25 protein-coding genes are annotated in these 20,438 nt (G+C 59.2%); 12 read left to right on the plus strand and 13 right to left on the minus strand.

Features of this window, described 5'->3' with window-relative positions:
• The first annotated feature begins 15 nt into the window (after positions 1–15).
• The 3 genes from ACFFWD_RS23085 to ACFFWD_RS23095 all read left to right on the plus strand — a co-directional run bounded on the left by ACFFWD_RS23085 (position 16) and on the right by ACFFWD_RS23095 (position 2,007).
• A complete protein-coding gene (locus ACFFWD_RS23085; protein WP_376968847.1) occupies positions 16–168 on the plus strand; it encodes a hypothetical protein in 153 nt (50 codons plus the stop codon).
• A 125-nt stretch (positions 169–293) separates the two neighbouring features.
• The gene (locus ACFFWD_RS23090) at positions 294–593 is read left to right on the plus strand and encodes a hypothetical protein (protein ID WP_376968848.1); all 300 of its coding nucleotides are present in this window, start codon (positions 294–296) and stop codon (positions 591–593) included.
• Between the two features lie 1,075 nt (positions 594–1,668).
• Positions 1,669–2,007 carry a hypothetical protein gene (locus ACFFWD_RS23095; RefSeq protein WP_376968850.1) on the plus strand — a complete coding sequence of 113 codons (339 nt, stop codon included), beginning with the start codon at positions 1,669–1,671 and terminating at the stop codon, positions 2,005–2,007.
• Positions 2,008–2,133: 126 nt separating this feature from the next.
• On the opposite strand, the gene ACFFWD_RS23100 is transcribed toward ACFFWD_RS23095, so the two are convergent.
• The gene (locus ACFFWD_RS23100; protein ID WP_376968852.1) at positions 2,134–3,153 is read right to left on the minus strand and encodes a glycoside hydrolase 5 family protein; all 1,020 of its coding nucleotides are present in this window, start codon (positions 3,151–3,153) and stop codon (positions 2,134–2,136) included.
• A gap of 308 nt (positions 3,154–3,461) precedes the next feature.
• Positions 3,462–3,797 carry a hypothetical protein gene (locus tag ACFFWD_RS23105; protein ID WP_376968854.1) on the minus strand — a complete coding sequence of 112 codons (336 nt, stop codon included), beginning with the start codon at positions 3,795–3,797 and terminating at the stop codon, positions 3,462–3,464.
• Between the two features lie 113 nt (positions 3,798–3,910).
• Between ACFFWD_RS23105 and ACFFWD_RS23110 the strand changes: the two genes are divergently transcribed.
• Entirely contained in the window at positions 3,911–4,132 is a 222-nt protein-coding gene (locus ACFFWD_RS23110) for an ATPase, T2SS/T4P/T4SS family (protein WP_446680527.1), read from the plus strand.
• Positions 4,133–4,252: 120 nt separating this feature from the next.
• Here ACFFWD_RS23110 and ACFFWD_RS23115 read toward each other — a convergent pair whose 3' ends face one another.
• Positions 4,253–4,675: a hypothetical protein gene (locus tag ACFFWD_RS23115; RefSeq protein ID WP_376968858.1), complete on the minus strand. Its 423-nt coding sequence runs from the start codon at positions 4,673–4,675 to the stop codon at positions 4,253–4,255.
• 10 nt (positions 4,676–4,685) lie between these two features.
• Positions 4,686–4,907, minus strand: coding sequence for a hypothetical protein (locus ACFFWD_RS23120; protein WP_376968860.1), 222 nt, complete (start codon positions 4,905–4,907; stop codon positions 4,686–4,688).
• A 275-nt stretch (positions 4,908–5,182) separates the two neighbouring features.
• Between ACFFWD_RS23120 and ACFFWD_RS23125 the strand changes: the two genes are divergently transcribed.
• Positions 5,183–5,533 (plus strand): alcohol dehydrogenase catalytic domain-containing protein, encoded by a 351-nt coding sequence (locus tag ACFFWD_RS23125; RefSeq protein WP_376968862.1) that lies wholly within the window; start codon positions 5,183–5,185, stop codon positions 5,531–5,533.
• 38 nt (positions 5,534–5,571) lie between these two features.
• On the opposite strand, the gene ACFFWD_RS23130 is transcribed toward ACFFWD_RS23125, so the two are convergent.
• Positions 5,572–5,820 (minus strand): hypothetical protein, encoded by a 249-nt coding sequence (locus tag ACFFWD_RS23130; protein WP_376968937.1) that lies wholly within the window; start codon positions 5,818–5,820, stop codon positions 5,572–5,574.
• Between ACFFWD_RS23130 and ACFFWD_RS23135 the strand changes: the two genes are divergently transcribed.
• Entirely contained in the window at positions 5,737–5,922 is a 186-nt protein-coding gene (locus ACFFWD_RS23135) for a LexA family protein (protein WP_376968933.1), read from the plus strand. The genes ACFFWD_RS23130 and ACFFWD_RS23135 overlap by 84 nt on opposite strands.
• On the opposite strand, the gene ACFFWD_RS23140 is transcribed toward ACFFWD_RS23135, so the two are convergent.
• The 4 genes from ACFFWD_RS23140 to ACFFWD_RS23155 all read right to left on the minus strand — a co-directional run bounded on the left by ACFFWD_RS23140 (position 5,919) and on the right by ACFFWD_RS23155 (position 11,039).
• Positions 5,919–8,186 (minus strand): CHASE2 domain-containing protein, encoded by a 2,268-nt coding sequence (locus ACFFWD_RS23140; protein ID WP_376968864.1) that lies wholly within the window; start codon positions 8,184–8,186, stop codon positions 5,919–5,921. The genes ACFFWD_RS23135 and ACFFWD_RS23140 overlap by 4 nt on opposite strands.
• The gene (locus ACFFWD_RS23145) at positions 8,183–9,037 is read right to left on the minus strand and encodes a FecR family protein (protein ID WP_376968866.1); all 855 of its coding nucleotides are present in this window, start codon (positions 9,035–9,037) and stop codon (positions 8,183–8,185) included. Before ACFFWD_RS23145 ends, ACFFWD_RS23140 begins: the two co-directional genes overlap by 4 nt.
• A gap of 10 nt (positions 9,038–9,047) precedes the next feature.
• Positions 9,048–10,391: a tetratricopeptide repeat protein gene (locus ACFFWD_RS23150; protein ID WP_376968868.1), complete on the minus strand. Its 1,344-nt coding sequence runs from the start codon at positions 10,389–10,391 to the stop codon at positions 9,048–9,050.
• A gap of 312 nt (positions 10,392–10,703) precedes the next feature.
• The gene (locus ACFFWD_RS23155; RefSeq protein ID WP_376968870.1) at positions 10,704–11,039 is read right to left on the minus strand and encodes a hypothetical protein; all 336 of its coding nucleotides are present in this window, start codon (positions 11,037–11,039) and stop codon (positions 10,704–10,706) included.
• Here ACFFWD_RS23155 and ACFFWD_RS23160 point away from each other — a divergent pair.
• On the plus strand, positions 11,038–11,487 hold the full coding sequence (locus ACFFWD_RS23160; protein WP_376968872.1) for a 3-keto-alpha-glucoside-1,2-lyase-like domain-containing protein: 450 nt from the start codon (positions 11,038–11,040) through the stop codon (positions 11,485–11,487). The two genes, ACFFWD_RS23155 and ACFFWD_RS23160, sit on opposite strands and share 2 nt — an antisense overlap.
• A gap of 299 nt (positions 11,488–11,786) precedes the next feature.
• Here the strand turns inward: ACFFWD_RS23160 and ACFFWD_RS23165 are convergent, their stop codons facing one another.
• Positions 11,787–13,061 carry an aminotransferase class I/II-fold pyridoxal phosphate-dependent enzyme gene (locus ACFFWD_RS23165; protein WP_376968874.1) on the minus strand — a complete coding sequence of 425 codons (1,275 nt, stop codon included), beginning with the start codon at positions 13,059–13,061 and terminating at the stop codon, positions 11,787–11,789.
• An 820-nt stretch (positions 13,062–13,881) separates the two neighbouring features.
• Here ACFFWD_RS23165 and ACFFWD_RS23170 point away from each other — a divergent pair.
• Positions 13,882–14,760 carry a GGDEF domain-containing protein gene (locus ACFFWD_RS23170; RefSeq protein ID WP_376968876.1) on the plus strand — a complete coding sequence of 293 codons (879 nt, stop codon included), beginning with the start codon at positions 13,882–13,884 and terminating at the stop codon, positions 14,758–14,760.
• 42 nt (positions 14,761–14,802) lie between these two features.
• Here ACFFWD_RS23170 and ACFFWD_RS23175 read toward each other — a convergent pair whose 3' ends face one another.
• Complete coding sequence (locus ACFFWD_RS23175) at positions 14,803–15,084, minus strand: helix-turn-helix domain-containing protein (protein ID WP_376968878.1); 282 nt, start codon at positions 15,082–15,084, stop codon at positions 14,803–14,805.
• A gap of 179 nt (positions 15,085–15,263) precedes the next feature.
• Here ACFFWD_RS23175 and ACFFWD_RS23180 point away from each other — a divergent pair, with 179 nt between their 5' ends.
• From ACFFWD_RS23180 to ACFFWD_RS23190, 3 genes are all read left to right on the plus strand, one after another.
• Positions 15,264–15,509 carry a hypothetical protein gene (locus ACFFWD_RS23180; protein WP_376968880.1) on the plus strand — a complete coding sequence of 82 codons (246 nt, stop codon included), beginning with the start codon at positions 15,264–15,266 and terminating at the stop codon, positions 15,507–15,509.
• Between the two features lie 488 nt (positions 15,510–15,997).
• Positions 15,998–16,327 (plus strand): hypothetical protein, encoded by a 330-nt coding sequence (locus tag ACFFWD_RS23185; protein WP_376968882.1) that lies wholly within the window; start codon positions 15,998–16,000, stop codon positions 16,325–16,327.
• A 672-nt stretch (positions 16,328–16,999) separates the two neighbouring features.
• Entirely contained in the window at positions 17,000–17,305 is a 306-nt protein-coding gene (locus ACFFWD_RS23190; RefSeq protein ID WP_376968884.1) for a hypothetical protein, read from the plus strand.
• A 76-nt stretch (positions 17,306–17,381) separates the two neighbouring features.
• On the opposite strand, the gene ACFFWD_RS23195 is transcribed toward ACFFWD_RS23190, so the two are convergent.
• The gene (locus tag ACFFWD_RS23195) at positions 17,382–17,549 is read right to left on the minus strand and encodes a hypothetical protein (RefSeq protein ID WP_376968886.1); all 168 of its coding nucleotides are present in this window, start codon (positions 17,547–17,549) and stop codon (positions 17,382–17,384) included.
• Between the two features lie 208 nt (positions 17,550–17,757).
• On the opposite strand from ACFFWD_RS23195, the gene ACFFWD_RS23200 reads away from it, so the two are divergent.
• Positions 17,758–19,374 (plus strand): B12-binding domain-containing radical SAM protein, encoded by a 1,617-nt coding sequence (locus ACFFWD_RS23200; RefSeq protein ID WP_376968888.1) that lies wholly within the window; start codon positions 17,758–17,760, stop codon positions 19,372–19,374.
• Here ACFFWD_RS23200 and ACFFWD_RS23205 read toward each other — a convergent pair.
• The gene (locus tag ACFFWD_RS23205) at positions 19,336–19,815 is read right to left on the minus strand and encodes a hypothetical protein (protein WP_376968890.1); all 480 of its coding nucleotides are present in this window, start codon (positions 19,813–19,815) and stop codon (positions 19,336–19,338) included. The two genes, ACFFWD_RS23200 and ACFFWD_RS23205, sit on opposite strands and share 39 nt — an antisense overlap.
• Positions 19,816–20,438 lie beyond the last annotated feature (623 nt).

Raw genomic sequence — 20,438 nt, forward strand, 5'->3', positions numbered from 1 at the left:
CAGCTTTGAACTGTGATGGGCAAGGTGACGAAGCAGCGTAGCGGCCCGGATCGGCCGAAACTGCGAGAGCGCCGCGGCAAGCTGGCGGCGAGCGGTAACGCGCGGCTTCCAGAGCAGATCCGCAAGATTCTCCGCAAGCATTATGCAAGCAAATATCGAGTGCGGTGAGTACCTTTGGCGGCGCTTCGAGCGGCGGCGGCAGCAGCCTCGGCGCTTTCGCTGCGCGGAATGATGCGCCATAGTCATCAAGCCTGTCGCGGCAGGATGGATTTGTTGCTTGGAGGCGTAGGCCCATGCCTGAGCGAACCCACAGTCGAGAGAGCGAGATCGATGTCACCAAAGCAAGCGCACGTCTCCCCGGGCTCGATATCGACATCACTCACCAACAATCGCCCGGCGGCGAGTGGGAGCAGGTGTCAATAAACGTACGTGCAACGCCGTCCTTCGAAGCGCTCGGGCGCTCATTCGAGGCAGTCGATCCTTTCCTGCTTTGGGTGCAGGCCGTACGATTGATGTGGATGCCGTGGCTGCTAACGGCGCAGACGATGATGTTGCCAGGAGGCTGGCCGCGAAGGCTGCCGAACGCCGAGTGAGGATGGCACTATTGCTTCGCCGCGGCGCCTGACCAGACCGTCGTATCCTTTGCCAACACCGTGACAGGCGCATCCGGACCCAAGATACGCGCGCGACAGCGCTAACAGGAAGTGGCGCGCCACGGCCGATGAAGATGGGCACTTATATGAGGCTTCGCGAGTCAAGAGGTTGTTGCGAGAGCTTCACTTTCTTGCTTCCAAGAGGCCTGTGGCTGCATTCATGGCGTGATGGTCCCCGTTGCTTGGCCGTGCTTTCGCAGTCAAACCCCAACGCCCGCAAGGGTTGCGCCGTTGGGCGCAAGGGCTTGACGGCGAAAGCACGCGCCGAGCGATAATGGTCTGGGCCATGTCAGGCGCTCGCGGGTTTCGCAGCGAACGAGTTAATCTCTCCCTTTTGTCGTCCAGTGTTCTCCGATCGGTTGAAGGTACGTCTCTATTTGGTTCATCCAAGGCGGAGCCCTTATTGAAGGTATGCGGCGCTCGCCGCATCAACTTATATGCGGTCGGGATCGCGCCCGAACCAAGGTCCCTCATGCATCGTTGCGAGGGCAAAGGGGCTCCAAGGAGGATGGGACCCATCTATTAAGACGGCGTCTTGCAGCCATGTGCCCAAGCGGTCACACATCCACCTTGGATCGGCATGTTCCTCTTATCGGTTATCGGTCTTCAGGATTCCATCACCTCCCGTCCGTCGCGCCTGCATAGGATCTATGATGTTGCGGCGCGAGACTTGGTTTGATTCCCACTGTGTGCCGGGGGCGGCAGGTGGTTTGGGACGTTGGTTCCAGAGTTAACCTTTGCAGCGGCATCAAGCTTGATCGACGAGTCAGCTACGGACTCAATGGCGGCACGGTATCAACTTCATTCAAGCGCGGGCGGCGTCCTACCCCTTCTGATGGATGCCGATGGTCACATGAGCATTGGCGCGATGTGTGCTGACTATGGGACGTCCGGGGAATTGCGGGACCCGGAGACCAAACCAGCGCCGCGTGCGATTATATTCCGCATAGCGGCGCTGTGCGTTTTCGAGCGCGACAAGGCCAGCGCGAGGCAGCGGGATTGGCCGGATCATTGAGTGTCCCGCTTCGACACAGAAAACCCTGGCACGACGAATGCTGTCCAACAGGGCATCCGGGGGATTGTGTCCCGGGCAGCGACACGGAACCTCATGCCAGCCTTTGTGGTGGCCTTCCGCAACAAGGCCGATCAGAGCATCGTCCAGGTGCAGGTGACCGCCGATTCCATGGCGGAGGCGGCGCGCATCGCTCGCCAGAAATTGCCAGATTATGCTTTGGTGTTCATCACCCCCAGCCGCGACGCAGATAAACCCCGCGCGACCGGGGCTGACGACGGTCGGGCCCAACCAAAACGAGGTCGACGGCGGCAGCGCGACGAGGCCGGCGTCGACGAGTAGCGCGACGGCACCCGGCGGGCGCGGGAGCGATGGCGGACGGCGAGCAGAAGCCGACCGCCGGTCGGAAAAATTTGAGATACAGGCGTGTCTGTAGTATGGTGTGAAGGCCGGAAATATCCAACCATTTCAATGATTGGCTGCAGCCACGGTGGCCAGCATTGGCTTGGCCGAGCCCAGGTTAAACATCAGGCCGAACCGGTTCTCCGGCGTCGGCATCTCGCTCTGGTCGAGCAGTTCATAGATGTCGATCCATTTGATCATCTCCTGCCGGCCGAAGGTAGCGAGCATCGTCTGCAGGTTGGCGTTGCAGGCCGTCATTGATGGAGATCCGGCCGTATTGACGAACGTGGCGTCGTAGATCTCGCCGCAGTTCATCTCGTTGACGGCCACCGGCACGCCGTAGCTTACCAGCTTGGCGAAGAGATTGAAGTTCGGCTGGGTGCCGCCCCAGTAGTTGGTCGGATCCACACCCTGGTGCTCGTAATAGTGATAGCCGACCACGTTGACCTTGACGCCGCGCAAGATCATGAAGTCGATGTAGCCGAACATCGTCGAGGTGGTGCCGACGATCCGGCGCAGATGAAGGCTCTTGCTGAAGTTGATCTGGTCGATGGCATCCGACATGCCGCGCAACAAGTTGGCGAAGTCCGTCATCGACGGAAAGGCGGCGAACTCGGCGGCGGTCCAGCCCTTGCCGAACAGCGGAGCCCCGGAGGCATCGTGCACCGTGAGGTTGATCTCATTGCCGAGCTCCCAGTCACCGACCCGCGTGGCAAACTGGCTGACGAAGTTGAGCGTCCGGTTGTAGCCCTGCGCATAGATCGCGGCTGCATCACCTGCGGGATACTTCCCCCCATCGGTCTTGTCGCCCCACATCAGCGGCAGCGCGAGCACCGGCTGGAGCGTGACGCCGTACTTCTGGGCGACCGCCAGTACAGTGGCAAAGCGCGCGGCGACCCACGGATCGGTGTCGACCGTGGTCCGGTAGCGCTTCAGCCCCCAGGCGGCGAGCGTCCTGAACTCGTCATCGTCGCTGATGGTCCGGTAAGTGCCGGAGGCCCACATGGCGCCGCCGTTGACGCCGATCTGGGCGGCGTTGGCGAAGGTGGCCGAGAGCAGCAGCAGCGCCGAGAGAAAGAGCCTCATAGTGACTTAACTCCACGAAGGCGCGGCTCATCCCGGAGTCCAGTCTGGGGTGAGCCGCTACCACCGCCTTAAGCAATAACCGTATCCGTACCATCGAGTCGGGACAAGTTGTCCTAAGCGACGGTTCGCATGCTTTGGGACATTTGTCCCGGTGTCCCGGATGTCCCGTGACCGCGGCGAAGCGCATCAAGCGCGTAGCCGCTGAAGGTCACGGCCGAGGTATTTCAGCGGACGGGCCGGGACCTACGGCGTTGCGCGCGGCCTTATGGCCGTGCTCACGCGGTCCCGGGTCTGGAATCCTAACACCATCAGTGGCCCTGCGCGTCCCACGCACGCACGCCATCAGTTCCGCGCAGCACGCGGATCGCGGTAATGTCGAACAGCTTGAAGTCGATGCTGTCGAGATCAAGCGTGCCGGCGCGGAATATCGCGATCGGCATCTGGATCGGACGCGGCGTCCGTGAGACCGGCGCTGTAATGCTAAAATCCAAGCCGTGACGACGCCCGGCCGAACAGTGGCGCGGTCGATCGACGGGCCGTGAAAAAATCCCGGCGCGGGTTTGCGCGAGGTGGGCCTGCCCTCTAGCTGAGGCCAGATTTCTTACGAAATACATGATAATATTTTTGCAGCGTGTTGACTGCATCCTTCATTGCATCCCCGGTCGGCTTCTCTTTGAAGTGATGAATGAGACCGCTAGGAATATTTAGGAGACCGTCACCTCCCCACCGCTGAAATCCGATCTATCTGCCTTGGCGCCTGTCCGACTACGTCAAGGCGCAGATTGCCTCACCGCTGATGGCGAAGATGCTGACCGCCGTAGTCACTGACGCACGCAGCATCCTGATCGCCGGCGGCACCGGTTCGGGCAAGACGACGCTTGCAAATGCGCTTCTTGCGGAGACCGCTGGCCTCGAAGAGCGGGTGGTCATCATCGAAAACATCCGTGAGTTGTGCGGCCCGAATTTGCTGAGGCGCTAGTCCCTCACGGAAACAGCTGGTCGGAGTGCCATGCGGAGTTCTGCGTGCGACGCGAAGGGCCGCTCGTCCTCTGGTCGCCGCGGCGCCTCAGGGAAGTTCTCACGAACCGGTTTTCCGGAGTCAACCTAAAGGTCGAGTCTGCCTGAAATGGAAGCCGTTCGGAGTGAAGCTTCGCGCCACGGAGCGCACCTCGCCCTCGCATGTCTCCAGCGCGATCTTCTGGGCGAGCATGACGTCTCCGATCGGGAGAGCGCCGATCGGCATGAAACACAACCCGTCTCGCAGGCGGCCTCTTTGGTCGATCTCGCATACGTTCACCGAGGCCCCGGCGTGGATCCTGTACCGCTTTCCGCTGTCACTCCCGACGACCTCGAAGTAGCCCTTCCTGGCGAACTGCTCGCGCTGCGCCGGTGATAGCCATTCCCGCAATAGCCGCAGCGAACGGCCCTCCGGTGCGTTCTCGGCGCCGTGGCTGATGAAGAGGGCTCTCACCGCTTTCATGCGGGTGCGGCTGCTTGGGGGCGACGATCGAAAGCCGAACATGGCCGGCCGGTTACCCGCCGACCATCCTGGGGAAGAACAAGGTTTCCTCCGCAGTAGGGTCGAACGATCGCAGGTGCGAGGTCTGGCCGGGACCCGTCCGGACAGCCGCGGTGAAGCCGGCATTGGTGAGCTCGTAAAACCGCTGCTCCGCCTTCGCCAGTTCTTGTGCGTCATTCGGATTGAAAGGGTGCCGGCTGTCGCCGGTGCGGTCCATCACGATCTGAATCGCCATGATCGTCCTCCTCGGATTGCTGGTGGCCAAGGAACCCAGTCCAGTATCCAACTGACCTCACGGACTTTCAAGAGAAGAACATTCGAGCGGAAGACGCCGCTCGCGTACCGACCGCGCGGCCTCGCAGTCAGTCCGGTGGGCATTCGGGGCAAGTTCCCCGATGGATTCCTACCTGTCCCGCATCTCGCAGCATTAGCAGATCCGCTGGCACGAAAAATGCCTAAGGCGCCTCGGCTACCGCGAGCGCAAGGTTCGCAGGGCAGACGGAGGACAACATGAGAGCCCAAGTATTGAGAGCGTATGATGAGAAGCTGTTCAATGACCAGTGGGTCACCGAAGAAAAAGTACCTGATCTCAGGCTCACGAAATCGACGGACGTCATCGTCCGCAGCGGTGGTGCGGGCGTATGCAGGACCGATCTCCACATCATCGAAGGCGTCTGGAAGCCGCATATGGATCCGTCCGGCGACAAACTCCTACCCATCATCATGGGACACGAAAATGCTGGTTGGATCGAAGAGGTTGGCAAGGAAGTCGAGGGGCTGAAGAAGCGGGATCCCGTCATCGTTCATCGCCCTTCCCGTGGAGCACGCAGGCCCAGGTCTTCATGGTCAATCCTCGTCTGATTGTTGTTTGGCCGGCGTCATCTTCCGGCGCGCCAGCCCTATGCCGGCGTGAAAAAGTCGGGGTGTTGTGCTTCGATCGATGACAGGTCGTCCATGATCAGCCGCAAATGTTTGCGCATCTTTCGCTCGGCCTCGTCGGGCGAAGCCTTCTCAATCGCGTCGACGAAACGCGCGTGCATCGCCGCCCGCCCGCCGAATGGGAGATGCAACGCCACTTTGGCGTGACCCCGCCTTCGGTCCACCAAATGATCCTGACCCTCGAACGCGCAGGCTTCATTCGCCGCCAAGCGGGCGTGCCGCGCAGCATCGAGGTGCTCGTTCCTCCAGAGGACCTACCCGTCTTGCAAGCGCAAATCCACCCCGTCAAAACCCCTGCGACGAGGTACTAGTTGTCACCTGAAAAGTCGAAGGTGTTGTCAACCACCCGCCCGGCGAAATAATCATAAAGTCCTTGCAGCTCGTATCCACCGAGCGCGCGGCACGCCGCCAGAGCGGCTGTACTTTCTTTGACGTTGCGACTTGCAATTGAGGTCAGCAGCGACTGATGCAGCCGCGTTAATTCAATGAACTCAACTGTGGCGGCGAATTTTTCATCGCCGGCGATCGCATAAAGCTTGGTGGGCTTCGATTTGCCTTTCAGGAGAATTTCACCGGCCTCGAGCAACGCAATTCCATTTACTGCCTGAACCAACTCTTCCGATACCAGGAGGTCTGTACCAAAATTCTTGGTCGTTGATTCGATCCGGGCTGCGATGTTGACGACATCGCCCATCGCCGAATAGTTAAATCGCTTTTGCGAACCCATGTTGCCGACACAGGCGAAGCCGGTGTTGATGCCTACGCCGATCCTGACCAGCGGATCGGCAAACCCACGTGCACCAAATCCGAATGCATCGGCCTCGTTGAGCGCCTTCACGACAGCGCGCATTTTCAAGGCGGCGCGGCAGGCTCGCGCCGGATGATCGGCGACATCCACCGGGGCATTCCAAAACGCCATAATGGAATCGCCGATATATTTGTCGATGGTCCCGAGTTCATCCTGGATTGCATCCGAAAGTGGCGCGAGCAGCGTATTGATAAATTCGACAAGCTCGGTCGCTGACAAAGCTTCTGAAATCGGGGTAAAGCCACGGACGTCCATGAACATCACCGTGACGTCGCGTGACTCGCCACCAAGTCGCATTGCTCCCGGTGAATCCTCCAGGCGGGCGAGCAATTCCGGCGCAAGATATTGCCCGAAGGCCTGGCGTACGAACTTCTTTTCCTGGTCCGAGACAACATAGAGAATGCCTTCAACCGTGACAAAAGTGGTAAGCGCAGCAAGCGACGGGTAGATTGGATCGATCAAAAGCCGAAAATGCGAGAATCCAAACCACGATCCCGCGACGGCGATCGCAAACACGACGACCCCTGCATAAGAGGAAAACTGCGCGCCAAATAGCAGCACCAGCCCGGCGACAAGCGCGCCGAGCGCAAGGGTAAGGACAATTTCGAGGCCGTTCGCCCAATCGGGTCGTTCGATAAAGCCCTGCGAAATTATCTGCTCGATCAGCTGGGCGTGGATGGCGACGCCAGGGATCTGCTCGCCCAGCGGGGTAGGGCGCGCCTCCCGCAAGCCAGCCGCTGACGTTCCGACCAGGACAATGGCTCCATCGACGCGCGGGCGGACCTCAGCAGTCTTTGCGGGATCGAGAACGTCTTTTACCGAGATATAGCGCTCGGGCCGATCGTGGTCGAAATAAACCCACGCTTCACCGTCATCGGTAAGCGGCATCCTGAAATCGCCGACCCGCATATCGATCAGCGCGGCGCGCCCGGTATCGGTGTTTCCGCTCGATCCGGTCCCGCGGACAACGATGCCTTTTTGGTTTTGCGCAACGCGCAGGGCTTCGACCGCAAGTCCGGGATAAACACGGGAGCCGTCCGAGAACAGCATCGGCACGCGGCGGATGATCCCGGATCGGTCGCGTGCGCTCAGATTGATTCCACCGATTCCGGCCGCTGCGTCGCTGAGCATCGGGAGGCTGGACACGCTTCCGCGAAACGGCGCGAGGACGCCAATCGGATTGACTCCGATAAAGGCGAGCCCCGCTTTAACTGGAGGCCTCTTGTCATTGGCAGCAGCGCTGGCCGCAAACCCCAGTACGACCGGGGTCTTCTCGATTGCTTCCGCGAACAGCCGGTCATGATCCGGCAGGCTCGCCAGCAGCTTCATGGTCACGGCGCGATCGGGCAGATCGCTATTCCCGAGGTCAGCGGAGAGCTGACTCGGCGTGGTGCGGTCGGACTCGGAAAAGATCACGTCGAAAGCAACAACTCCGGCACCGAGCTCGCCGAGCCGGCGGGTCAGCGCTGCCAGCCGCGTCCGCGGCCAGGGCCACTGACCGTATGCGGCAATCGAAGCCTCATCGATATCCACGATTCGCACCGGCAATTCGGTATACGGCCGTGGCTGCAGCCGCTGGTAGGTATCGAACGTGCGCTCTTTCAATTCATTGATGATCCATGGATCGTATGCGCGCAGCAACGTCAGGAATACCAGCATCGCGGCGGCCGCGCCGACCGCGCGTCCGTTCTTGCTGCGCACCAGGCGACAAAGCCGCGCCGCTATCCCAAACGTCGGGCACCGCGCGGCCTGAGGAAGGCGCTTCATTTCCTCCCAACCACAGCGGCAGTTTGCGAAGAGGTGTGCAGGGATTGAACGATGCTATGGACAATCGAGCTATGATGGCTTGTGGAAGACCACGCGTGGGCGGTTCGCGTGGAGGTCTTGGCGTGCATGGTGCGGACTGCATGCTCGTGAGCAACCGCAACGGCAGTCCGTTTCGACGATCCTGTTGCTCTCGCCTCGGCGGCCGCGACCCGTGCTGGCGAGGCTAAGCCACGCGTCGTTCCGCCGGTTTGTTTGCCCGAACTCTGGAATTTTTGAACTAGTGCTGCGACGAAGCCAGCCGGTGGCCGTCCGGGTGGGGTCGGGGGATTTGCGCCGCCCTCTGTCTCCGTGAATTCTCCCGTCCTCAACGCTACGCGTGTTCCCCCGGAATTGACCGTTGCGAGTCCGTAGCCCGTATAAACGTGCTCTGGACTTATGAAGGCCGTGCCGCCGCGAATACCTATTACTGCGTTCGCCGTCCTAATCTCCGCATCGCCATTATGACTGATTTGGCCGCCGACGAAGCGCAATGCGCCCTTGCCGAGGGTCGCGGCTATTTTCCCGGTGTTGCCTGTCGGGTCAAAGACGTATTCGTCGATCGTAAGGTCGCTATTCGGACCAATGGTCATGGTTGTCTTGTCGAGGAACAGCAGCTGAACAGAGCCTCCGGTTGCCGTCTGAATGCGCTCCTTGTGCGCAATCGACGATCCGATTGCGATAGTTCGCAAGTTGGCGGTCGCTGCAGGATTCACGGCCGCCGCTTTTCCGACTTCTTGCGCCGATGCGGTCCCGCATAGCACCAACAACGCCAACGTCCCCCCGATGATTCGATGTTCCGTCATGGAATTCATTGCCAGCTCCTCAGAACCGAACAGTCGGCCCAAGCGCAACGGAGAAATTACTGGTGGTGTAGTTTGGTAAGGTCGAGTCGATCTTGAAATATTGAACCTCAGTCCGCACGCCGATATTGTCGACGATCTGCGCATCGAAAATGCAGCCGTAACGTTGTTCGTTGTCGTGACGAACAATCTTTCGATCAAGCAGCGGGTGGGGCGCGGCGTAGTCAGCCCTGCTGTAGCCCGCGGTCGGCGCGAACACGAATTGGTGCGGGGTCCCGAATAGCTGAAGCTCAAATGCGAAAGGAATTGCAACGTCGATCGAGTAGCGCTTGTAGCTGTTGTAGGCGAAAATCGCCCGGCTTTCGTCATACCCGACGCGCGTTGCCCAATGCAGCGGCCCAAACGCCAGATCGGATGTGATTGCCGCCGTTATGAGATCGCTCGTTTGCTGGCTCGCAATCGGGTAATTCAAAGAGTTGAAGAAGGTCCGATGACGATCCTCAATATAGGCTTCCACAATGCCGAGGCTGCCGATTGTGGTGCGGGCTGAAAGGCCACCACCGATCGCGTTGAAGTAGTTCGCGCCACCAAGCCAGACCTGGTCGCCGATACCATAATACTTGAACGACGCGTCCTGCCCTATCGCCACACGTTGGCCCACGGTAACCTCGATCAAGCCAAGATTGAATTGGTCAAGCTTGACTTGAGTGGAATTGAGTCCCTGGAAAGTCACCTCTATCGCGTCGCCGCGTAAATTCATCTTATAGGCATAATACGCTGAAACGGTCTGAAAATAATTCCAGTCCGGATGCTTACCGAATTGCTTGCCGAGAATGGCATCCTGACCAAACGCGCGGACCAACAACCCATTCGGACCGAGATTTGCGTTGGTCTGGTAGCCGATCCCGCCCTGAAGAAAGACGCTATATTCATAGCGCGAAAGCCGACGGTCGATTTCGGCAAGATAGGCTCTGACCTGCGCACGAATGTCGTCAGCAATGTCAGCGCCCTTGACTGCCTCCTGCAGATAACTGCGGGCCAATTCAAAAGAACCGAGATTGAAATACAATACGCCAAGCTCGAGCTTTACCCGTGGCAGATTGGGGTTGAAAAACAGCATCCGCTCGAGCGCGCCAATAGCCGCCTCGTAGTCGCCTCGCACGACAGCCTGTTCGACGAATTTGAAGCTGGCGTCCAGATTGGCGGGGCTTTTGTACATTCGCTGGAAAAGCGTCTCATAATCCAACTGTACAATGGAAGCTGCGCTAGGCAGCGAGACGTCAATCTGCTGCGCCGCCGCTCCAGAGCAAAGAGCGACGCTCGCTGCGATGCAAAATACGGACTTCCCCGCCGAACTGAACTTCACGCACAAGCCCCCGAATTGCCGCCGCGGCGGGCTCACCGTTCGGTCGAAGATTCGCTCAAGAGAAATGAGAATTCGATAACGATCTCAATCGAGTGCGAAACACGTCCGTGCCGGAACGGACATCAAGATATCATATAGTCTTTGATGATTCGCTAGCAGTCTGCTGAAAAACCCTGAAATGGAGAGTTTTCGTATTCTCGCCGGTCGTTGTTGGGACGGCGCGGCAGAAATGGGTGTAATTTTCTAGGCAGATGCTGGCTGGCCCCTGATGCGGGGGGCTAAGTGGCAAGCAGTTTGGGAATGCGGATCAGGTTATAGGCGATCAGATTGAGCAGGAAGTTGGCGGCGACGCGAGCGATGCCACGATGTTTGGTCTTGCGAATAGTCCCGTGCTGCTTGCCCCATCCGAAAATGCAACTCGACTATCGCCCGGCGTGATCGCGACATGCCATAGCCCTGATGCCGGGTCGTTCGTTCATCGATGGCACTGGTGCGGGTCTTGCCGGTTTTGGTGACGGCCTGGTTCTGTGTCACATGCGGCGTCACACCGATGGCGCGAAGATTGGCGAGGTGATCGGCCGTATCGTACGCCTTGTCCTCACCGGCCGTGATGCGGTGGCCTGCGGCTTTGCGTCTCGCCTTCAGCATGGCCTCCGAAGCCCGGCGTTCGGCGGTGCCATTGGCATGCGTGACCGACGGAACAGCGTTCTCCAATCCTGCATGGTCAGCCGTTTATACGGGGTTCGAGATCCAGATCGACAACGCAGGTGCCGGTCAGCCGGCACCCGGCATGCCGATCCACAGGACCGGTGCCGTCTACGCCGTCGGCTATCCGGCTAATCCGACCGAAATCTTCCCTGCAGCAACGCCTGGCGATTTCATTAGTCCGCAAGATGCGATCGTGCTCGGCTGGAACCAGTACCGCATCGAGGTAAAGAATAACGTCATCAAGGTAGCACTCAACGGCACCAACACCGCTCTACACCATACCGGATCCCGCAACGGTGCACTTCCCGCCGCCATGGGACCAGCGTCGCGGCCGCCATCCGGCAAGCGAGTCGACTTTCGTCGGTCTGCAGTCCTATTCGAACTATAGTTACACGACCGCATTCCGGAATATACGGGCGACGGTGCTTTGATCGCTACTCTCAAGATTAACATCGGCGATTCATCGTTTTTCAGGCGAGCAGAATCAGTGACAAACCGAGGGCAAGCAATCAGTGAAACTTCGCGGCAACCGCTCCGACGTCTCCTTTGGAGCCGGCGTCTTCGATAAGTGGGTTGACTGCTCACGTCGATAAGGCGACATGCGTGATGTTTCCTTCCGGTCCACCCTCGACGAGGGTTGCCACAGAAGGCTCCTCAGCCACGACGATCAAGCGATCCGATTTGCTGTCAGAGTGTGGCGTTTCCTATTCCTACAGATTCCTCGCGCTGGAAATTTATCATCCGTTTCATTGAAGTAAGGTCAGCTCCAGCTCTGTGGTGATGCGCCCGCAATGCATCGATGAGTCGATCAATATCCTGACGGGTATGCCCCGCATTAAGCTGAATCCGAAGGCGCGCCTTCCGCAGTGGCACCGCCGGGAAACGAACGGAATCGACGTGAATGTGCCCTTCGCCAAGCGACAGTGCGAGCGCGTCGGCGGCATCCTCATCTCCGACGAGAATCGGGACGATTGGCGATTCCGTCGAAACCAGCGGATACGGCAGTTCTGACATCCTTGCGACGAAGTAACGCTGATTATCCCACAACTGGCCGCGACGTTCGGGTTCGTCCACGACCATGTCCACGGCTTCACTGAGGGCGACCGCTTGATCCGGCGGTAATGTCGACGAGAATCCATACGCGGAGCAAGCCAAACGAACAATTTCGGCGATATGCGCTTCAGTTGCAATGAAGCCGCCAATTCCGCCATAGGCTTTGCTGAGCGTACCCATGTAGATCATGCGTTCGCTTGTCACGCCGAAATGCTCGGCGATCCCGCCGCCGTGTTCGCCAAAAACGCCGGTCCCATGAGCGTCGTCGACGTAAAGTGTCGCGTCATAGCGTTCAGCCAGCTGCAGCAGGTCAGGCAACTGCGCAATGTCGCCGTCCTGGCTGAAGACTCCATCGGTGACGATGATTTTGGTTGTCGCGGTTGATCTCTTGAGGAGCCCTTCAAGGTGGTTGAGATCGAGATGTCGATATGTCGCCCGCGCGGCTCCGGACATCCGAATGCCCTCGCGCAGGCTAACATGATTAAGTTCGTCGCTGAAATAAGCGTAGGTATATTCACGCGTGCCCGTAAATCCGTAAATACGCGCGTATTTCGATGTTTGCGGGAGCGTCGACAAAACGCCCAGGTTCGCCATGTATCCGGTTGCGAACAGGACAGCCGCATCCTTCTTTTTGCAGGCTGAGAGCTTGTGCTCAAGTTCGCTGTAGACCGCGAGGTTTCCGCCGAGCAGCCGCGACTCACAGTTTCCCACGCCGTAGGTCTCGAGACCTCGCTTGGCTGCGCTGATCAGACGGGCACTGGTCGCGATAGATAGGTAGTTGTTGGTGCTGAAGGAAACGAATTTTTGGCCGTTGGCCTGAAAAGTCGGATTAGGTAGGGAGTCGACGCGATCACCGCCGTGTACATTTTGGTGAAGTAGCCATTCGGCCATTTCCGTGAATTCCTGCACGCGAGCTCCTGCTCTTTACCGTCCCCCAGGACAAAGCCGCTTATTGACCATGGTTAGCAGTTAATTGACAAGAGCCGGCGCCGTGGCTTCGGTTATGCGGACGCCCCGGTCGGCTGTCCTGTGGGCAGCAACTTCGCGAACTGGTTAGAGGCATAGCCGAACAGGGCCCCGATCGCCATCGAGACGATGAGCAAGACCCGCGGGTTGGCGAAGGAGGGCGAGACCAGGTTCTGCAATGGGGCCGGTAGCCGGCGCGGCGGGTAACCGGACCACCCCGCGAAATCGGGAAGACTGCCGCCCATAAGGCGTAGCGCAAGATCGCAAGCCGTCGCAGATTATGGGGTCGAAACGCTTGTTCGGATACGGCATCATAGCGCCACCGCGAAGGAATAGTGCTTATCTTCATCGGCCGTGGCGCGCCAATAGATTCAATAAGTTGCGCAAATCTTCGAAATCGCGCGAAATCAGAACCGCAAACTCACCAGCGAAGTGGACTACATGAGCGTGCGGCGGCTGTGCCGGCTATGCTCCGTGAGTGCATTGAGACCGACGCCGGCTGAGCGCGCCTCAATGCCCGATTCGCCGGTGATGAGATGTGCCGCAGCGATAGCTGCGCGAGCACCCGCCGACCCGAAAGCCCGCATCAGCGAACAGCAAACTCCCAGGCTGGTTCACACCTGCTCATTGCTGAACAAGTTTGGACATTATGCGGCGCTGGCAGACGGATCGCGCAACTAATGGATGAGGTCGAGTTTGTTGCCTACAATTTTAAGGAGTGCCGAAACGGGCATATTAAGCGCGCCTGTCCTACGCGTTCTGCATGAACAAGTTGCGCCCATTCTTTCATTTGAAGTCCAGCCGCCACGTCTTGGTGATGCTGGCACTCATTACATCTCTTTCTGTCGCGGCTCCCGTCCTGTCGATTGCGACGGCGCTCACCTTCATGCCCAAGTTGCCGGGTCAGTTATACTGGGGAGTCATCTCGCTGTCGGCAATCATTCCACTGTTGATCGCACCGCCGATCGCGCTCGGAGGTCTGAGCATCCTCCGGCTCCTCACGATCACAATTGATCGACTCGACAACTATGTCCGTTACGATGCGCTAACCGGCGTGCTGTCGCGTGTCTACCTGCTCGGCCAAATGCGGGAGATACTCGCAAAGGGCGGCTCATTTCTGATGATCGATGCCGACCACTTCAAGTCGATCAATGATACATACGGACATGATGTCGGTGACGAGGCCCTCAAGTGCCTTTCTGAGGTTCTAAAAACGTTCGCCCCCAATCACGCCCTCGTAGGGCGACTCGGCGGCGAGGAGTTCGGCGTGTTCCTACCTGAGATGACGAGCCTTGAGGCGGGTCGCGTCGCAGACAATCTTTGCGCGGCGATGCGACGGTCGGGTGAGGTCATCGCCGGGCACAGAATCAGCCTCACAATCAGCATCGGCGTCGCCCAGCACCGACCCGACTCCACGCTGGAGCAAACCCTGAAGCTGGCCGATGAGGCGCTCTACCACGCCAAACGGACCGGTCGTGATCGCTATCATGTCGCCACGGCAAGCGCCGCACTCCAGGCCGCAAAAACCGGTTCAATCCACGGCGGTCAGGACCGCCGCAGCCGACACCCCGCCACGCAGCTAGCGCAAGTTGGCATGAGCGCGCGATCGATTCCTCACGCAACGTCCAGACTGAACGCGTAGCGCGGCAAAATGCTATGATCGCGCCGATCCTTCTTCGTTGCGTTACGGCTTTCCGCGGATCAGTTCGGTTGGCAGGATGCCGTAGGCCGCTCTGACGTATCTGCTGAATCGTCCGGCATTCGTGAAGCCCCAGCGCAGGCAATGTCCTCCACCGAAGCGGCCGGATCGCGCAAGAGATCTGCGCGCGCCTGCTCCAAGCGAATTTTGCCGCTGATAGGCCGCGATAGAGACACCGACGAACCGTCGAAAGCCAGCCTGGAGCGAGCGAAGGCTGATGCCCGACAAGGCGGCGAGCTCCGTCCCCGCTCGGAAGCGCTTTCGCATGCTCGTGGATGAAATCAACCGCGAGCTTCACGTGACGCGGCGAAATCATTTGCGGCGGCCGGTGCAGCACTCCCGAATAGCTGTTCGGCCACGTCTCGAGCACCGGGTCGACGAGTGTCTCGCGCACCCGCTCGGCAGTCAGCGTTGCTCGGTTGAGCTGCGCACCGAATTCCGGGCTCGTGATGCACATCACAAGAGCCTTTAGCGCGGCCGCGCCGCCCGATGCCATGTCGATCAACTGCTGGAAGATGGGCTTCTCGACGACCGGACGGCCGAGCAGAACTGACAGCCGTTCGGCCAGAACAGGCCGCTTGATCACCACGCCGCAAAATTCATGGTTAGCCAAGAAGTCCATCGATCGGCAGGCCATCCCCTCTGCCGCCACGGCTTTCGAAGCCGAGCTGGCGAAGCTTTCTCGGCTCTGATGGAAGACCAGGCTGCCTGCCGTCGGGAAGAAAAAGAACACGCCGTCGCGCTGTCCGGCGAGGGGCGCGAGCATTTGCCGCACGCGCCAAGGATGCTCGAACCCGCCCCGCTCTTGAAGGCTAACCACCCCGGCCTTTCATCGAAGGACAGATTCAGCAACGCATAGACAGTGCGCGCAGCAATATCTTGAAGCAGCGGCCGACCAATCAGCCCAATTAAATCCGCGTTAAGCTGCCGAGTAGTGGGATTATCGCGTGACTTCGACCGCGTCTTGCGAGGTCCGGTTCGCCTCTGCGTATTCAACAACCGGTCACGCCTTCCGAAAGAGGTTCGCAATGTCAACGCTCAACGCCTCCCGTCAAATCCGCATCTTCGGCCCCGGCGACCACGACCGCTCGGTCCTGTGCGGTCTGCGATTCGAATCAATGCAGGTGCATCCCCTGCAGATGAAAGCTCGGAGATTGCTCCAAGACGTGAGGGCCGCATAATGAGCGGGCATGCGGATCTCCTCGTGATGCCCCAGGCGATAATCGAGGTAGCGCTCAGACGGTTCCAAAGCAGGAACGCCGACTTCTCGCGACTCGCATCCGATCGCGACGCGCTGCTCGCATCGATACGCCGGAACGCGGATGAAGCGGAGCAGGCCATTGACGCCATCAGGTCGGAGTATCCAAGCGACGCGTCATGGCATCTCCTTGCTGACAGTCTCCGGGTCTGCCTGCGTAGCTGGAAGGAAGCGGCGGAGGTGATTCATCAGGCCGCCGGAACGATGAGCGAGACATCGTCAGGGGTTAGCGATCGCCGCAACCGCGCTTGACTTATCCGCCGCTTCAGCCTCAGTGCCACAAAGAGGCGATCCCTTCGCCGAGCCACCGATACATCTCGGCACGATATCTTTCAGCTTTGCCGGCCAAGACAGCCGCGCTTCGGCTTGCAACGGCAAGCAAGAGAGGCCGGCCAACCTTGCTACTTGGCGATTAGCTTTGCTGCTGGCGGCGGAGGTGGATTGAAGATCGCAAGGTTCCCCACGTGTTCCACCCCTTGACATGATTCTCGGCGTCGAACTCAACAACCCTTTGCTTTAAAAGAACACCCTGCCCAAGTGACGCTATCAAGGCTGCCCAGGGCTGCCGTAAGCAGGTGCAAGCGCAGCATGTCCGAAACGTTAGGCGCACTGACAATGGCTACTACAGTCGCCTGATTCTGAGCGACCTGATCCAGACGGATACGCGCCACGTCGATTGCCGCATGGGCTATAAATACCTCCTCAACCGCGTTTTTCGGCCTCCGACATGACGGTCGCGCCCGAACGCCGCGAAACCGCTCGGCGCGATAGATCAGCCCCACGCACGTCGCATCTTAGCGAAGGCAATCTTTGCTGGCGGGTGACGTCGGGCACGCTCCATGATTCCGTAGATTTCCTTCCGGCCTTGAAACCGGCACGATTGCTATGCGTTATCGATCGCCCATTCTCACAAGGAGTTTTGTCATGAAGGCATGGATCGGCGCTGTTCTGGTCGCTGGCGCTTTCGCGGTTGCGGGATCGGCATCGGCGGGGACTGCTGCGGCGATGCCGCAAGCGGCCGCGCAACAGGCGCAGTCGGGCAAGGCCACCGATTTCAGCGCGCGCCGGCGCTACCGGCGCCACTACCGCTATGGCTATCGGCGTTACTATCGGCCCTATTATCCCAGCTACTACGCGCGGCCTTACTATGACGAGCCGGGCTCCTACTACTACCGGCCCTATTACGGTCCGTCGGTCACGTTCGGCTTTGGGTTTGGACCGTCCTGGTAGTGGGCCACAGCGCATTCGAGCGAAGTTCGCCTCGTACATGATGCGGGGCAGTCGCGTGGCGAAGGCATCGACGCCGTCAATGCCAAGTTCTTCCGCGCTCCATTTTCGTCGCAATTTGCGCCGAAATTCGATCCGTGATCTTAACCCACTCGGCGATTTGCTCGTCACTTTCCAGCTTGGTCAAATCAGCGCGATGCAGGTTCTCGGTGGCTTTGTCCGGCGACGAGGAGATGACTTTCGACACCTTCCACGCTGCGACGCATAGAGCGACAGTGACACACTCAGGGGGGCCCCCCGATCCAAGAAGGGCCAATAAGCGACGCAGGAGGCTCTATACGAAAGATCCTTCCACCATTTCAGCACTTAACGCCTGTAACGACGAGTGAATCGAACCCTTGAGCCCCGACGCACTGCGTGGCATTTGTGACCCTCAAGGTCGGGGCCGGAGCAACATGACGATCCCTTGCCGCGTCTTAATGATCTATCCGAAGTTCGTTCCGAACTCGTTCTGGAACTATACGGAAGCCTGCGAACTCGTCGGCGCGAGGTATCCGGCAGCGCCACTCGGCCTGATTACTGTCGCCGCCATGCTGCCGAAGCATTGGGACGTCCGTCTCGTCAACCGTAACACCGAGCCTTTGACGGACGCGGATCTCCACTGGGCCGATCTGATAATGATCGGCGGCATGCTCAATCAGCAGCCTGATTTCATCTACCTGATCGATCTCGCTCACCTGCACGGCAAGCCAGTATGTGTCGGTGGTCCTGACGTCTCCTCCAGCCCGCATCTTTACGCGGGCGCGGACTTCCAGGTGATCGGCGAGGCCGAGCAAATCATCGAGCACTTCATCGCTGCCTGGGAACGCGGCGAGCGCAAGGGCGTGTTCATCGCCGAGAAATTCAAGATCGACGTCACGCTTAGCCCGATGCCCCGCTACGATCTGATCAAGTTCGATCACTATCTCTTCATTGGCGTGCAATATTCGCGGGGCTGCCCGTTCACCTGCGAGTTCTGCGATATTATCGAGCTGTATGGTCGCGTGCCGCGCACCAAGACCAACGATCAGATTCTAGCTGAGCTGCAAGCGCTCTACGACCACGGTTATCGCGGGCACGTCGATTTCGTTGACGACAATTTTATCGGCAACAAGAAAAACCTCCGCACCTTATTGCCGCGGCTCAAGACCTGGCTGGAAGAGCGCGACTATCCATTCGAGTTCTCGACCGAAGCCTCGATCAATATCGCGGACGACAGCGAGCTGTTGCAGGCAATGAAGGACGCGAACTTCTTCGGGATTTTCGTCGGCATTGAGAGCCCGGATCCGGAAACCCTCGTGCAGATGAAGAAAAAGCAGAACACCAGGCGCAACATCGCCGAATGCATTCATAGAATCTACGGCTACGGCATGTTCGTCACCGCGGGCTTCATCGTCGGGTTCGATACCGAGAAAGTTTCGATGGGACAGGCGATGATCGACTTCATCGAGGAGGCGAACATTCCAGTCTGCATGATTGGGCTGCTCTATGCGCTGCCTGGCACACAGCTGACGCGGCGGCTAGCCAAGGAAGGCCGCCTGCACAAAGGCCATGATCTCATGAAGGTCGAGCAGGCGGGCGACCAATGCACGCTCGGCTGCAATTTCGACACCAAGCGTCCGCTTCGTGACATCCTTGTGGATTACAAGGCCGTGCTCGAGCACGTGTTCAGCCCGACGGCATATGCAGGACGGCTGTCGCGGCTCGCCGTCATGCTTGACCGGTCCGATCGGCGCCGCGACCTGCCGGATGGCGACATACGCAAGAGGCTTGGCGGCATCGACAGCGTACACAAGATCATGCGGGCACTGCCGGAGGTTCGCGAGCCGTTCTGGAAGGCCTTCGTCGAGGTCGCCAAGACCAATCCAGGCGCGCTGCGTTACATCGTGATGCTGATGGCGCTGTACATGCACCTCGGGCCGTTCTCGAAGCGCGTGATCAGCGAGATTGACTGCCGCATTGCCGAGCTGGATCGTATGCCTCCGGTGAGGCTTTCAATTACCCATAATTGTTGCCCCGATGGTAGCGCCTAATTCGATATCGGTGAGACGCGACAGCCCGCGCCAGATGACGGTGTTTCCGGGCGGAGGATCGCTGGTGCGAGCGAGATAGGCACCAAGCCGGGCGATTTTGGTCAAGTAGTGGGATAGTATTTTTCGCGGAAGAGGCTTTTGTTCTCTTTCACCGAGGAGTCGATCAAGCAGAACAATTTCGGCTTCGGTGAGCGCGAAATCCGGCGGCGCATCTGGAGCGGAAGGGTTGAGCATGGTCATCCAGAAGACCCGCCAACGCAAAAGACGGAAAGCAAATTGGCAAGGCGTTGAGCGGTCCTGAGCTTCGAGTCCCTCAGCTCTGCACCCCGACTTGAGGATTTTGTGGAACACTTCGATTTTCCGCCGCAAAGCATACCATTCGAGCTTCTCGATTGCGTCCTTGCTGATCGCGAGTGGCGGCAGCGCTATTCGCGCAGCCATGCTTCCACCTCCATCAGACGCGACGCGCTCTGCTTGTTGCGAATGCGGAGCCTCACCGACTGCCTGGCGAGTATGCGCAATGCCGAGACGAACAGCGACAGCACTGGGATCGGCTTGCCCGATCTCAAGAGATAGAGCCGGCTGATTGAATATACCTGAAGCCGGGCTTTTCCTGCGCATTTGGTCCGGGCCGTGCGCCCGCGCCGTAACCGGCGACGCTGCCGCGCGGCCTCGAGGCCGACGAACTCACGTTGCCTCACTCGATCACCTCATCGGCGAGGCGAGAAGCATTACAGCGAGTGCGGTCGGGGTTCCCCAGATAGTAATTATCAACTTTAAGTTTAATTGACTCGACAGCAATCTCCGCAAACCGTTCTGTCTCTCCGCCAGCCCAACGGTACTCGATCTCAACGATTCGGATTTCGATCCATCCATGTTCGCGGAGCCGCTGCACAAAAGCCACGACATTTTGGTCGGGAACCGACCGCGAGGTTGGAATTGAAAATCCTATTGTAGCGTGCGCACGTCGGTGCTGAGCACTCGTCGGGGGTGGCCACATGGCTAGGCCGCTGAGAGCTGCGATGAACTCACGCAGCTTCATTCGATCAAAGAGCTGGAGATCG

It is taken from the genome of Bradyrhizobium erythrophlei (assembly GCF_042430365.1).
Taxonomy (GTDB): domain Bacteria; phylum Pseudomonadota; class Alphaproteobacteria; order Rhizobiales; family Xanthobacteraceae; genus Bradyrhizobium; species Bradyrhizobium erythrophlei.

Coding starts and splice junctions, on each gene's coding strand:
- ACFFWD_RS23085 (WP_376968847.1), top strand. CDS start 16: ATGGGCAAGGTGACGAAGCAGCGTAGCGGCCCGGATCGGCCGAAACTG.
- ACFFWD_RS23205 (WP_376968890.1), bottom strand. CDS start 19,815: ATGGCTGCGCGAATAGCGCTGCCGCCACTCGCGATCAGCAAGGACGCA.
- ACFFWD_RS23200 (WP_376968888.1), top strand. CDS start 17,758: ATGACGATCCCTTGCCGCGTCTTAATGATCTATCCGAAGTTCGTTCCG.
- ACFFWD_RS23120 (WP_376968860.1), bottom strand. CDS start 4,907: ATGGCGATTCAGATCGTGATGGACCGCACCGGCGACAGCCGGCACCCT.
- ACFFWD_RS23145 (WP_376968866.1), bottom strand. CDS start 9,037: ATGAATTCCATGACGGAACATCGAATCATCGGGGGGACGTTGGCGTTG.
- ACFFWD_RS23100 (WP_376968852.1), bottom strand. CDS start 3,153: ATGAGGCTCTTTCTCTCGGCGCTGCTGCTGCTCTCGGCCACCTTCGCC.
- ACFFWD_RS23105 (WP_376968854.1), bottom strand. CDS start 3,797: ATGCAGTCAACACGCTGCAAAAATATTATCATGTATTTCGTAAGAAAT.
- ACFFWD_RS23160 (WP_376968872.1), top strand. CDS start 11,038: ATGGCCTCCGAAGCCCGGCGTTCGGCGGTGCCATTGGCATGCGTGACC.
- ACFFWD_RS23185 (WP_376968882.1), top strand. CDS start 15,998: ATGAGCGGGCATGCGGATCTCCTCGTGATGCCCCAGGCGATAATCGAG.
- ACFFWD_RS23135 (WP_376968933.1), top strand. CDS start 5,737: ATGCAACGCCACTTTGGCGTGACCCCGCCTTCGGTCCACCAAATGATC.
- ACFFWD_RS23170 (WP_376968876.1), top strand. CDS start 13,882: ATGAACAAGTTGCGCCCATTCTTTCATTTGAAGTCCAGCCGCCACGTC.
- ACFFWD_RS23155 (WP_376968870.1), bottom strand. CDS start 11,039: ATGCTGAAGGCGAGACGCAAAGCCGCAGGCCACCGCATCACGGCCGGT.
- ACFFWD_RS23115 (WP_376968858.1), bottom strand. CDS start 4,675: ATGTTCGGCTTTCGATCGTCGCCCCCAAGCAGCCGCACCCGCATGAAA.
- ACFFWD_RS23140 (WP_376968864.1), bottom strand. CDS start 8,186: ATGAAGCGCCTTCCTCAGGCCGCGCGGTGCCCGACGTTTGGGATAGCG.
- ACFFWD_RS23175 (WP_376968878.1), bottom strand. CDS start 15,084: ATGCGAAAGCGCTTCCGAGCGGGGACGGAGCTCGCCGCCTTGTCGGGC.
- ACFFWD_RS23190 (WP_376968884.1), top strand. CDS start 17,000: ATGAAGGCATGGATCGGCGCTGTTCTGGTCGCTGGCGCTTTCGCGGTT.
- ACFFWD_RS23090 (WP_376968848.1), top strand. CDS start 294: ATGCCTGAGCGAACCCACAGTCGAGAGAGCGAGATCGATGTCACCAAA.
- ACFFWD_RS23125 (WP_376968862.1), top strand. CDS start 5,183: ATGAGAGCCCAAGTATTGAGAGCGTATGATGAGAAGCTGTTCAATGAC.